Here is an 11,774-nt window from a genome sequence, read left to right on the forward strand (position 1 = left end):
TCGTTTCCGCTCGACTTGCATGTGTTAGGCCTGCCGCCAGCGTTCAATCTGAGCCATGATCAAACTCTTCAATTTAAAGTTTTTGATTCCCTAAATAAATAGGGAGAGGCTCAATGAATACTGACTTCAAAACTACTAATGTAATTTTAAAGCTATTATCGTTCCAACAGAACGATAATGAATTGACTGTGCCAAGTCCGAAGACTTGATTGGTCACTTCGTTTCATTGAAACCTAATTTGAAGCCTAAGCTTCTAATTGGATTATCATCAACGAGTGCCCACACAGATTGATAGGTCTATATTGTTAAAGAGCTTGCTTCGTAAGCTTTGCTATCGAAGCGGAGGCGTATTCTAAGGAATTAATTTTCAGTGTCAAACACTTTTTTAAATTAATTTTTAGAAGTTTTCTTTCGCCTTCTTGCCAACCGCTTTTGCGTTTCCGCTTTGCCCTGACAACGGAGGCGCATTATAGGGAGATGATTTTTCTTGGCAACCCCTTTTCAGAAAAAAAATCAAAAAAAAGCGTCGAATGATTAAATCTCACTCAAACGCTTAATTTTAGCACTCAGTTGTTAACTTCAAGTAGCAAATAGGCAATCAATATGTGTCTAGCCAAGACTCTTCAAAGCCTGTGATATCGAGACTCATTGATTGCGCCGCTTCGATTTGCTCGATAGCCTCCAATTCTTTATTTACACTGCTCATCGTCAGTGTGTTGTTGTCTAGCTCAAACACCTGACTTTGAGTCGTATAGTAGAACTTAAGGATCGTCAGCGCTTTTACATCGCCATTGTTCGCGGCTGCTTTAATGCTTTTTAGTTTACGAAAGATCTTGTTGTGCAGCTGCTTGAGTTTCCAAACGTACAGCACTTCTTCCATGTATGGTCGAGTTTTAATTTGATTCAATAAAGAGAGGGAAGTTGCAACTGCGAGAACGACACCAATCAAATTCCAATGGAAATTGCCCGTTGATTGTTCTGGTACGACTTCAGTGTTGCCAAACAAAACAATCAACAAGGTACTAAAGGCAAGAGAGGAGATGGCGAGCAACGCAACAAAACCGCCAATCACAAGGTTTACTTTCTTTTTATAAATGTCTTTATTTATCTGTTTGATTTCCATATACCGCTCCTAACAGGTTACCTCTATTTTAACCAGCGCACTCCGCACGACAATCGAAGCTTTGTAAGTAAGTTCACATTTGCTATTAAACTCGCATCCCTTCCCTGCTTGGGTATATACTTCCGCGCATTCACTCTTCCTATATAGAGGCTAAATTCATGCGCTCTTTTGTTTTACGAGCTCGCGCGGCGCCAACCACCAGCAAAGCACTGTTAGAAGGTGTTGGTAATGAAGCGCATACAGAGATTCTTGCTCATACCATGATGAACACGATGTTCGTTGCTCAATCACACCGTGAAGATGTGGTTGTTCACTTGGTTTTAGAAAGCACAAAAGATTTCTCACGCACCATTACTATTCGCTCCAACGACATCACCAACATTGGCGGCTTCCATGAGTCAACCTTGATTGCAGCAGTGGCTCGCGCTTTGGATGCTTCGGTTGGTATGGGTAAAGAGCAACTTCGTGAAGTCGAACCTGGTATTACCGTTCGTACAGTGAGCTTTGAACGCCTAGTACAAGAACTGGCAGAAGATCACCAACTATATATGCTGGACAAGAAAGGCGAATTTGTTCGTGATGCAGAAATTGGTGAAAATCCATGTTTCTTGCTAACTGACCATATACCGATGCCGAAAAAGTCTTCTAACAGCTTAAAGCGCCTTGGCACAGAGAAGATCAGCTTAGGTCCTAAGATGCTTTTCGCTTCTCAGTGTGTGGTATTGATCCACAATGAGTTGGACATACGCGAATTCTAGTTATTCGCGCACACGTTGCTAGGTAATGAAAGAGGACTCCATTGAGTCCTCTTTTTTGTTTCTATAGGGATGCTAAGTTTACTTACCACCAATGCTCAAACGAGCAAAACGAACGTCTGGCGAGAAGAAAGTTCGGCTATCGTTAATTAACTGAGTATCACCCACTGCCTCAACTTCTTGCAGCATCTTGTAGAAGTTACCCGCTACCGTGATCCCACGAACTGGTTGAACGCGCTCTCCATCACGGCACAAGAAGCCACTCGCACCAAATGAGAAATCACCACTCACTGCATCCGCACCAGAATGGACACCTTGAAGCTCGACTAACTCTAGGTACTCACCCGCTTTTACTTCTGACGCACTGCTGTTGCCTGTCGCAATCACTTTGTGATTCGCTGATACGTCTAGGCTCGATTTTGCACCGCGAGCGGCACTTGCTGTCGAGACTGCGCCCAAGTAACTTGCGGTCTGGCTGTTGTGTAGCAAGGTTTTCAACTCACCATTAGCAATCATGACATTATCTTGAGTAGCGAAGCCTTCACTATCAAAACTCGCGATTGCCATACCATTTGGCATGTAAGCCGTATCAGTAAAGGTAATTAAATCACTCGCAACACGTTGACCAAGCTTGTCACCCAGTGGCGTAATGCCTTTCATCGCGCTTACGCCAGAGAAAGCACTGCCGAAAGCACCGAATAAACTTGCTAGCGCATTGATGTGGAAGATAGCAGGGTAGTTACCCGTCGCAACCGGTGCGCCTTCAAGAAGATCGCGAGCAAGGTTGTAGCCACCCTCGATACAGTAAGCTGGATTCAACTCATCAAAACGGCGACCCAGTGACATTCTACCCGCCATTGACTGTTTGCCGTCTTTTTCAAACAAGGTATACGCGTAACAAGTGAACGAGCGCTCGAAGTGTTGACACAATGTGCCTTGAGTATTGGCAATGATCAGTTGTGTTTCGCCATCGCTGTAACCATTGTAAGGTGCGCTAGAGGCGTGAGGCAGAGCCACTACGCCTTGCTCAAGAGCGAGAGACAGTTCGATTTTTTCGTCAACAGAAGTTGTATCTTCTTGCGCAATCTCAGCAACATCAGTCGCGATTTGACTGTTCACGCAACTAATCGTCTGATGTTCATCTTGCTTGGAAAAGCGAGCGCTTTGCAGTGCGTTGGTCAGCATCAAATCCAAGCTTGGTTGCTCTAACGACTCAGAATAGCTTGTTGCAACACGCGCATCTTTCACAACACGAACACCCAGAACTTGGCTTGAGCTTACTTTGTACTCATCCAGCTTTCCTTGGTTCGCTTTCAAAGAAAAGCTACTGTTACGGTTTACAATGACGTCCGCTTCTGCACCTTGGCGTTTTGCTTCTGATAGGACGTAATCAACCGCATTAAGAAGTTGTTGTTCTTGGCTCATTAGTTACCGCCTCCTACCAGAATGTTATCTACTTTCAGCGTTGGCTGACCGACAGTTGTTGGTACTGAACCACTCACGGAACCACACATGCCCGGCGCAAGCGCCATGTCTTTGCCGACCATGCTGATTTCTTTCAACACTTTTGGACCCGTGCTGATCAGCGTTGCTGTTTTCAGAGGCTTGGTGATTTTGCCATTTTCAATGAGGTAGGCTTCACGAACAGCAAAGTTAAACTCCCCCGTACCCGGTTGAACAGAGCCACCGCCCATCTTCTTCGCATAGATACCACGTTCGATGCCTGCCAGCATGTCATTAAGTGAATGCTCGCCCTCTTCGATAAAGGTGTTACGCATGCGCGAGGTTGGTGCGAACTTGTAGTTTTGACGACGACCAGAACCCGTAGGCTCATAACCTGTCTTCATGCCACCCATTTTATCGACCATGAAGCTGGTTAGCTTACCGTCTTTGATCAGTTGAGTGCGCTGAGTCTTCATACCTTCATCATCAATGTGAATCGAGCCCCATTCGTTGGTCATGGTGCCATCATCGACTGCATTCACTGCGGTGTGAGCAACCATTTCGCCCATCTTGTCGTGGAAGACTGATGCTTTCTTCGCAACTGAAGTGGTTTCTAGCAAGTGACCACATGCTTCATGGAAGATAACGCCGCCAAAGCCGTTACCAATCACCACCGGCATTTCACCCGATGGACAAGCATCCGCGCCAAGTTTTACTAACGCTTGCTGCGCGATAGTTTGACCTAGCTCTTTGGCATCAAGCTGTTCACTGAATTCCCAACCAGCAAGAGCGCCAGGACCTTCCATACCAGAAGACTGCTCATTACCTTTTTGCGCGACAGTGTTACCAGCAACACGAATGTAGTGGCGAGTATCGTCAACGTGTAGACCTTCTGAGTTGAAGATAGACACTTGTTGCTCGCGCTGAAGAACGCTGCCAATAAACTGGCTGATATGCTCACTCTCAGCACGTGCGGCTTGGTCAACTTTCAATAGAAACGCGATTTTTGAATCTAGGTTAGCATCCTTACTTAGCGACATGCGGCAACCATGTTGGATTGGGTAGCGGTTCAAATTCAAAGAACCCGCTGACGCGATTTGCTCACGCTTGTCTTTTGCAGCAAGCAGCGAGGTTACGCGCTTTAGTTCGGCTTCATCTGTGCTGTTGGTGTAACCGTAAAGCACCTTATGACCGAAAAAAAGACGAATACCGATACCAAAATCGATACCCGAGTTAACCTTATCCACTTCACCAGATGCGATCTGGACAGTGTTGGTTTGGTGATGTTCAACGAATAGTTCAGCGAAATCAGCCCCCAAAAAGAGTGCATGATCGATCACTGACTTCGCTGTTACAGAATTAAGCATGAAGTCTCCTTGCTCGATGATCGTCTTAGCCTTCCTAATTAACTGTGAAAAAGTTCAACAAAGTTAAATTGGCAACACGTTAAATTTTAACAGTTTTTTAACCTTGTTTTGTGCTAATCCTTGCTTAACGAGACCACGATTATTTATTAAATATTTCAGGTTCTGCTCATTCACCAGAGCGTTGCACTAGTAAATTCCACACAGCAAACCATTTAGGTGCTTACTTTATCACTCACCTCGCATAATTGAATACTCATTATAATTACGCTCAAAAAACGTATCCCTTCCGCAATGGTCCTGCTATCATCCGAACGAAATAGTCGGGGGGCCACACGACAAGTGTTGGCTGAGATCGAAATTCGAGACCCGTTGAACCTGATTCAGTTAGCACTGACGTAGGGAACTATGCACACTTTGCCTTTCGTCGCCCCTCTTAGGTAAGCGATAGCGATCGAAAAATCGATCTATCTGCAACGGTCAAAGTCAGTTCCTATACGTCTTGTAGTAGGAGCGACCATGACGCAGCAATCACAACCTCATTCACATCACACGCCAGCCTTGCCTACCCCTATCGTATTGACCATCGCGGGCTCAGACAGTGGTGGCGGTGCAGGTATTCAAGCCGACATCAAAGCGATGTCCGCAACCGGCAGTTTTGCTTGCTCGGTAATCACGGCGATTACTTCGCAAAATACCCAAGGCGTTTCTGCGATTTTCCCCATTCCTCTCGACCATGTAGAGAGCCAACTTGATGCAGTATTTACCGACCTCAACATCGTTGCAGTCAAAGTGGGCATGCTGGCCGATTCCAACATCATCAAAGTCGTTGCAGACAAAATTAAGCAATACCAGCCAAAACACCTCGTGATTGACCCTGTAATGGTGGCCACTAGCGGTGATCTATTACTGGAACAGTCGGCAATCAGCACTTTAAAAGAAGAATTGATTCCGCTCGCAGACATCATTACCCCTAACCTACCCGAAGGCGCAGCATTGACGGGTAAGCCAATGCCTCAATCAGAATCTGAAATGAACGATATGATTACCGACCTTCGTGCGCTTGGCGCCAAAGCTATTCTGCTCAAAGGCGGTCACCTTGAAGAAAATGAAAACAGCAACGATCTGCTTATCATGCAAGACAGTGCCGAGTTAATCAGCGCTAAACGCTTTCCAACCAAAAACACTCATGGCACAGGCTGCACGCTGTCTTCTGCTATCGCGTCTTATCTTGGCCAAGGCAACAACCTACACAAAGCGGTGCACCTGGGTAAGCAGTACATCAGCCAAGCTATCGCACACGCTGATGAATTGGATGTAGGTAAAGGCCATGGCCCTGTGAACCACTTTTTTGCGGGTCATACTTATGTTCGCTAACGCGATTGGCATTCAGCTTTCCGATGCTAGTCTGCGATACAAAGATAGCCAAACACCGACTTTAGCAGGAATGAACATGACCATTCCCGTCGGTAAATGGACGGTATTACTCGGACGAAGTGGCTGCGGGAAAACCACAATATTGCGTTACTTAGCTGGCCTGCTGGATGACCAAGTTGACTGGCATGGCGAACTCATCACAACGGATGGCGCTGCACTGCATGACCGTATCGCTTACATGGCTCAGCAGGATTTATTGCTACCGTGGTTGAATGTGTTAGACAACGTCTGCCTCAGTTCTCGATTTTCTCAAGAGCAAGCACCAGAGAAAAATAGACAACGTGCACTGATTTTACTAAGCCAAGTGGGACTCGCCGATTACGCGGATGCTAAGCCAGCTCAGCTCTCTGGCGGCATGAGACAACGTGTTGCCCTTGCTCGCACTCTGATGCAAGACAAGCCTCTAGTTCTGATGGATGAGCCTTTCTCTGCACTGGACGCGGTTACTCGTCATAAGTTGCAAACCTTGTCTGCCGAATTGCTGAAAGATAAGACGGTTGTTCTGATTACCCACGACCCACAAGAAGCGGTGCGATTAGCTCACCAACTCTATGTGTTGCAAGGCACACCTGCGCAAGCTCAGCACTTGGTCGTTCCAGACTCCAAGCCGCCCCGAGTTCTCGATGGAGAGTGCGCCGCGCTTCAACAAGCGATTTTGGATCAATTGGAGAAAGACTATGAGTGATATGACTCAGTACAACTCCGTTTCGGCACGTATTAGTAAAAAAGAACGCGTGACCCATCCGGCTCTGCGCTTAGTTATCAGCACAGCGGTGATCTTGGGATTGTGGCAGTTGGTCGTGGTGATATTCGACATGCCAAGCTTCATCTTACCTTCACCAATTGAAGTGCTGGATAGATTGGTCACTCGTTACGATGTCCTGCTCAAACATACTTGGGTTACCGCGCAAGAGATCTTATTTGGCTTGGCGCTTGGATTATCGATGGGTTTGCTGTTCGCATTGCAAATGCTGATGTTCGAGCCGCTGAAGCGTTGGTTATTGCCTATTCTGATTGCTAGCCAAGCGATCCCTGTGTTCGCCATCGCGCCAGTGCTCATGCTTTGGCTGGGTTACGGCATTGCATCAAAAGTAGTCATGGCGGCGATCATCATCTTTTTCCCCGTCACGACATGTTGCTATGACGGCTTGCGCAATACGCCAACAGGTTACCTCGACCTTGCCAAGACCATGGGCGCGTTTAAATGGCAGCTACTTCGTCATATTCAATTGCCAGCCGCACTACCAACTTTAGCCTCAGGTATTCGTGTTGCCGTCGTTATTGCGCCAATTGGAGCAGTGGTCGGTGAGTGGGTAGGTTCAAGCGAAGGCTTGGGTTATCTGATGCTCCAAGCCAACGCTCGCATGATCATTGACGAGATGTTTGCGGCGCTGTTTATCCTCGCCGTACTGTCTATCTCACTCTACTTCATCACCGATAAGTTATTGAAAAAAGCCATCCCTTGGGAAAGCAAATAATTACAGAAAATAACCAAAGAAAATTGGGAAAGAAAAGGAAGAACCCCGTGAATAAAAACAAACTTATGAGCGCTGCTGCTCTACTCGCTTCAGTGGTATCAACCAACGTTCTTGCCGCTGAAAAAGAGATGACACTGATGTTGGATTGGTTCGTCAATCCAAACCATGGTCCTATCGTGATTGCCAAAGAGCGTGGTTACTTCAAAGAGCAAGGTTTGAAGGTCAACATTCAGGAGCCGGCAGATCCAAGCACGCCACCTAAGTTGGTCGCGGCGGGTAAAGTCGACATGGCGATTTCTTACCAACCAAGCCTAACCATCGATGTCGCGGCTGGTTTGCCACTAATCCGCTCTGCGACTTTGATTGCTACGCCACTCAACACGTTGATGGTGTTGGACAACGGTAAGAATGAAAACCTTGGCGACTTAAAAGGCAAGAAGATCGGTATTGCGATCGCAGGCAACGAAGAAGCGACAATCGGCACCATGCTAGCGCAAGAAAACGTGAAGTTTTCTGACGTACAAATCATCAACGTAGGTTGGGCGCTGTCTTCGTCTCTTGCGTCTGGCAAGGTGGATGCGATTTGGGGCGGTCTACGTAACTTCGAAACCAACCAACTGGCACTAGAAGGTTATAAAGCTAAGGCCTTCTTCCCTGAAGAACACGGCGTGCCAGCGTATGACGAGTTAGTCTTCGTAGCCAATGCAAAAAACTACGACAAAGAAGCCATCAAGGCATTCAACAAAGCACTAGAGCAAGCGACCACTTACATCGTTAACCATCCAAAAGAATCTTGGAAAGAGTTTGTGGCTTATTCACCAGACACCCTCAACAACGAGCTTAACCAGCGCGCTTGGAATGACACACTAACTCGTTTCGCTCTTCGTCCATCTGCAGTAGATCTGAAACGCTACGATGATTATGCCGAGTTCATGTATTCACAAAACATCATCGAAACACTGCCAAAAGCGAAAGATTACGTACCGAGCTTTGACTAATTCTACTGGCCTTAGGATCTAAGCCTAGGGTCTTTTGATAACGAGATACCCATAATGAAATACCAAGATTTGATCGACGCTTGCCACCAAGATTGGCAAGAATACACTGAGCATGCTTTCGTGCAGCAATTGGCGCAAGGCACTCTGGCTCAGCCTTGTTTTCTACATTACCTAAAACAGGATTTTCTTTTCCTAAAACAGTACGCACGAGCTTACGCATTAGCGATCTACAAAGCGCGTACTTTGGATGACATGCGCCGTGCCCTACCAAGCGTACATGCATTGCTAGATTCTGAAATCGCCCACCACGTGACTTACTGTGAGCAATGGGGACTGACGGAATCCAACTTAGAAAACGAGCCAGAAGATTTCGGCACAGTAGCTTACACCCGTTATGTATTGGATGCTGGCATGACGGGCGATCTTGTTGATCTATACGCGGCACTAGCGCCATGCTCTATCGGTTATGCCGTTATCGGTAAGATGCTGATTGAAGATGAAAAGACAGTAATCGAAGGCAATCCATACGCAAGTTGGATTAATCTCTACGGTGGTGAGGAGTTCCAATCTGGTGTCGCAAAAGGTGCAGAACACTTTAACCAGTTATTGGCGGAAATCGACATCAATAGCCAGCGTGGTCAAAACCTGATTCAGGTATTCAAAACTGCAACGCGTATGGAAGTAGCATTCTGGCAACAAGGTCTGAATGCTCAGCAAGATTAATCGGAGAGTCTCATGTTAATTGAACAAATCACCCAAGCATTAACCGCAGTACGCCAGCAAAAGCCATTAGTCGTCAACATCACTAACTACGTGGTGATGAACAACACGGCAAACGCGCTATTGGCTATCGGCGCTTCTCCAATCATGGCGCACTCCAAACAAGAGATGGCAGAGATGATGTCGTTCGCTGGCGCACTGGTTATCAACATCGGTACCCTAGACAGCGTTTGGACACCGCGCATGAGCTATGCCGTAGAGCAAGCCAATGCCAACGGTAAAATCGTTGTACTCGACCCTGTCGGTTGCGGAGCAAGCTCACTACGTACCGAGACATCACGTGAGATCGTACGCCTTGCCGACAAGTTGATCATTCGTGGTAACGCCTCAGAAATCATCGGTCTCGCTGGCGAACAAGCACAAAGCAAAGGCGTCGATGCGTTAGACAGCAGCGACGCAGCACTTGGCGCAGCGAACTTCTTAGTTTCAGAGTATGGTGCAAGTGTGGTGATTTCTGGCGAGACTGATTACATCATCACGAAAGAGCAAACTGTGCAGCTAAACAACGGTCACGAGATGATGCCATACGTAACCGGAATGGGCTGCACACTAACGGCACTGACGGGTGCTTTCGCTGCTGTTGGTGATCACTCCGGACTTGCTGCCGCGGCGGTACTGGGCGTTGTGGGTGAAATTGCGGCTGAGCAAGCGCGAGGGCCAGGCAGTCTGCAAATGAACCTGTTGGATGAGCTTTACCAACTGGATGAAGAAACACTGGCAAAACGCCTAAAACTCCAAGTGAGTTAAGCTTTCTCTAACAAATACCGGCCTCTCACTCCCTGTAGATGAGAGGCCCAAAGGAAACAAAATGAACGCCTATCGTTTATATTTGGTCACCGATGACCAACAAGATTTAGCCACACTAAAGCGTGTTGTGAGAAAAGCCGTGGAAGGTGGCGTGACCATGGTACAAGTCCGCGAAAAACACGGCGATGTGCGTGCGTTTATCGAACGTGCTCAAGCCGTGAAAGACATCCTTAAAGATACCAATGTGCCTTTGATCATCAATGACCGCGTTGATGTTGCACTGGCAGTTGATGCCGATGGGGTTCACCTCGGGCAATCAGACATGCCCGCAACTATCGCTCGTGAGTTGATTGGACCAAACAAAATCCTCGGCTTATCCATCGAAAATGAAGAGCAGCTTGCAGAAGCGGACTCTCTTCCGATTGATTACATCGGCTTGAGCGCAATCTTCGCGACGCCGACCAAAACCAACACCAAGAAGTTCTGGGGTATTGATGGCTTGAAGATGGCGTTAGAGACGACTTCACTGCCGATTGTTGCCATTGGCGGCATTAACGAAAGTAACATTCCGCAACTCAGCGCCACTGGTGTTCATGGCTTAGCTTTGGTTTCAGCGATTTTCCACGCAGAAGATCCAAAAGCCGCATCGGAATATTTATTAGGGTTGATGAGCTAACCTTGCTCACGCCTGAACAAAGCGCTTATGGATGAGCGCGTTTGCCTTTCAGTACTTTCAACAACCTCTCCTTTCACAACGAAGAGCTGCAATGTCACTTTCACGCTCGAATTGACAGAGCGTTGATAAGTTTTTCACGCCAGATAACGTAAGATAAGCCCCTTATTTTCACGTGGTTGAATAACCCTCAATAAAAACAAAACGCTCTCAATGAAAACCAAAAAATATGGATTGATGATGCTCGCCTTGTTTGTTCTTGGCATCATCCCAATGTCGCTGTTTGGCTCTTATCACAATCTCACTTCACAGATGCCGGAAAGTCTGGGTATTACTTTTACTTTGCTCACAGATTCTGCTGGTAGCAAAGGCTTTTTAATTACGTTAACACTGCTACTGCTTTCTTTATTTCGCTTTAAACCAAGTCGCATTGAGTGGATACAAAAACTCTCAATGTTAGGGTTGTTACTGGTGATTGGTTTTGCCAGCAAAACGGGGCTAAAACTGATGACAGAAAGCCCGCGTCCCTACACGGAATTGCTCGCAGCAGAACAATTGATTGAGCACCCAGACGCGTTTTATCAGTTGGATACAAAGCAGCAAGCCAACGTAATTAACCAGATTTCTGAACACGTCAGTGATTGGCGAACGCGCCATTGGCAAGGCGAGAAAGACTATTCTTTCCCATCCGGCCATACGATTTTCGTTTCGATTTGTTTGGCTTTCTTTGGCGGGTTGTTCTTACAGAACAAGTGCTATATCTCTGCACTGTCATTATGGATGTGGGGAATGAGCGTCGCATATAGCCGCTTATGGCTGGGGATGCATCGCCCTGAAGATTTAATAGGCTCAGTCTTGTTTGTCGCGATTGTATTTACTTTACTCCCGACATTTCAAATTAAGAAACAGATGCCATTTGTTTCTCTCGCTTCGCGCTAATGTGAACGATTACTAGATAAAAAAGAAGCCAGCGATT

At 46.7% G+C, this 11,774-nt stretch carries 12 protein-coding genes, 1 rRNA gene and 1 riboswitch; of the genes, 9 read left to right on the forward strand and 4 right to left on the reverse strand.

Annotated features, from left to right (window positions below; translation table 11 throughout):
• A 16S ribosomal RNA gene (locus R8N46_RS00005) occupies positions 1–75 on the reverse strand; the annotation flags it as partial.
• A gap of 523 nt (positions 76–598) precedes the next feature.
• Positions 599–1,123, reverse strand: coding sequence for a DUF3087 domain-containing protein (locus R8N46_RS00010; protein WP_033907183.1), 525 nt, complete (start codon positions 1,121–1,123; stop codon positions 599–601).
• Between the two features lie 158 nt (positions 1,124–1,281).
• Here R8N46_RS00010 and trmY point away from each other — a divergent pair, with 158 nt between their 5' ends.
• Positions 1,282–1,881, forward strand: a complete 600-nt coding sequence (trmY, locus tag R8N46_RS00015) for a tRNA (pseudouridine(54)-N(1))-methyltransferase TrmY (protein ID WP_213972070.1) — start codon at positions 1,282–1,284, stop codon at positions 1,879–1,881.
• A 78-nt stretch (positions 1,882–1,959) separates the two neighbouring features.
• Here the strand turns inward: trmY and R8N46_RS00020 are convergent, their stop codons facing one another.
• The gene (locus R8N46_RS00020) at positions 1,960–3,303 is read right to left on the reverse strand and encodes a TldD/PmbA family protein (protein WP_053304013.1); all 1,344 of its coding nucleotides are present in this window, start codon (positions 3,301–3,303) and stop codon (positions 1,960–1,962) included.
• Positions 3,303–4,688, reverse strand: a complete 1,386-nt coding sequence (locus R8N46_RS00025; protein ID WP_054575238.1) for a TldD/PmbA family protein — start codon at positions 4,686–4,688, stop codon at positions 3,303–3,305. The genes R8N46_RS00020 and R8N46_RS00025 overlap by 1 nt, the downstream gene beginning before the upstream one ends.
• Positions 4,689–4,999: 311 nt before the next feature.
• Positions 5,000–5,107, forward strand: a riboswitch (TPP riboswitch).
• A 97-nt stretch (positions 5,108–5,204) separates the two neighbouring features.
• On the opposite strand from R8N46_RS00025, the gene thiD reads away from it, so the two are divergent.
• From thiD to R8N46_RS00065, 8 genes are all read left to right on the forward strand, one after another.
• Positions 5,205–6,062 carry a bifunctional hydroxymethylpyrimidine kinase/phosphomethylpyrimidine kinase gene (gene thiD, locus R8N46_RS00030; RefSeq protein ID WP_005383329.1) on the forward strand — a complete coding sequence of 286 codons (858 nt, stop codon included), beginning with the start codon at positions 5,205–5,207 and terminating at the stop codon, positions 6,060–6,062.
• The gene (locus R8N46_RS00035) at positions 6,052–6,807 is read left to right on the forward strand and encodes an ABC transporter ATP-binding protein (RefSeq protein WP_064354467.1); all 756 of its coding nucleotides are present in this window, start codon (positions 6,052–6,054) and stop codon (positions 6,805–6,807) included. The genes thiD and R8N46_RS00035 overlap by 11 nt, the downstream gene beginning before the upstream one ends.
• A complete protein-coding gene (locus tag R8N46_RS00040) occupies positions 6,800–7,600 on the forward strand; it encodes an ABC transporter permease (RefSeq protein WP_064354466.1) in 801 nt (266 codons plus the stop codon). The genes R8N46_RS00035 and R8N46_RS00040 overlap by 8 nt, the downstream gene beginning before the upstream one ends.
• Before the next feature lie 47 nt (positions 7,601–7,647).
• Positions 7,648–8,598: an ABC transporter substrate-binding protein gene (locus R8N46_RS00045; protein WP_213961338.1), complete on the forward strand. Its 951-nt coding sequence runs from the start codon at positions 7,648–7,650 to the stop codon at positions 8,596–8,598.
• A 54-nt stretch (positions 8,599–8,652) separates the two neighbouring features.
• Entirely contained in the window at positions 8,653–9,321 is a 669-nt protein-coding gene (gene tenA, locus R8N46_RS00050; RefSeq protein ID WP_054575242.1) for a thiaminase II, read from the forward strand.
• Between the two features lie 12 nt (positions 9,322–9,333).
• Positions 9,334–10,125, forward strand: a complete 792-nt coding sequence (gene thiM / locus R8N46_RS00055; protein ID WP_318098235.1) for a hydroxyethylthiazole kinase — start codon at positions 9,334–9,336, stop codon at positions 10,123–10,125.
• A gap of 61 nt (positions 10,126–10,186) precedes the next feature.
• Positions 10,187–10,801, forward strand: coding sequence for a thiamine phosphate synthase (gene thiE, locus R8N46_RS00060; protein WP_017634354.1), 615 nt, complete (start codon positions 10,187–10,189; stop codon positions 10,799–10,801).
• Between the two features lie 210 nt (positions 10,802–11,011).
• Entirely contained in the window at positions 11,012–11,737 is a 726-nt protein-coding gene (locus tag R8N46_RS00065; RefSeq protein WP_213972071.1) for a phosphatase PAP2 family protein, read from the forward strand.
• Positions 11,738–11,774 lie beyond the last annotated feature (37 nt).

This window comes from Vibrio sp. 1874 (assembly GCF_033344395.1).
Classification (GTDB): domain Bacteria; phylum Pseudomonadota; class Gammaproteobacteria; order Enterobacterales; family Vibrionaceae; genus Vibrio; species Vibrio alginolyticus.

Excerpts from the sequence above, each read along its gene's own strand:
- thiM (WP_318098235.1), top strand. The coding sequence starts at position 9,334 with ATGTTAATTGAACAAATCACCCAAGCATTAACCGCAGTACGCCAGCAA.
- trmY (WP_213972070.1), top strand. The coding sequence starts at position 1,282 with ATGCGCTCTTTTGTTTTACGAGCTCGCGCGGCGCCAACCACCAGCAAA.
- R8N46_RS00025 (WP_054575238.1), bottom strand. The coding sequence starts at position 4,688 with ATGCTTAATTCTGTAACAGCGAAGTCAGTGATCGATCATGCACTCTTT.
- R8N46_RS00035 (WP_064354467.1), top strand. The coding sequence starts at position 6,052 with ATGTTCGCTAACGCGATTGGCATTCAGCTTTCCGATGCTAGTCTGCGA.
- tenA (WP_054575242.1), top strand. The coding sequence starts at position 8,653 with ATGAAATACCAAGATTTGATCGACGCTTGCCACCAAGATTGGCAAGAA.
- thiD (WP_005383329.1), top strand. The coding sequence starts at position 5,205 with ATGACGCAGCAATCACAACCTCATTCACATCACACGCCAGCCTTGCCT.
- R8N46_RS00010 (WP_033907183.1), bottom strand. The coding sequence starts at position 1,123 with ATGGAAATCAAACAGATAAATAAAGACATTTATAAAAAGAAAGTAAAC.
- thiE (WP_017634354.1), top strand. The coding sequence starts at position 10,187 with ATGAACGCCTATCGTTTATATTTGGTCACCGATGACCAACAAGATTTA.
- R8N46_RS00040 (WP_064354466.1), top strand. The coding sequence starts at position 6,800 with ATGAGTGATATGACTCAGTACAACTCCGTTTCGGCACGTATTAGTAAA.
- R8N46_RS00065 (WP_213972071.1), top strand. The coding sequence starts at position 11,012 with ATGAAAACCAAAAAATATGGATTGATGATGCTCGCCTTGTTTGTTCTT.
- R8N46_RS00020 (WP_053304013.1), bottom strand. The coding sequence starts at position 3,303 with ATGAGCCAAGAACAACAACTTCTTAATGCGGTTGATTACGTCCTATCA.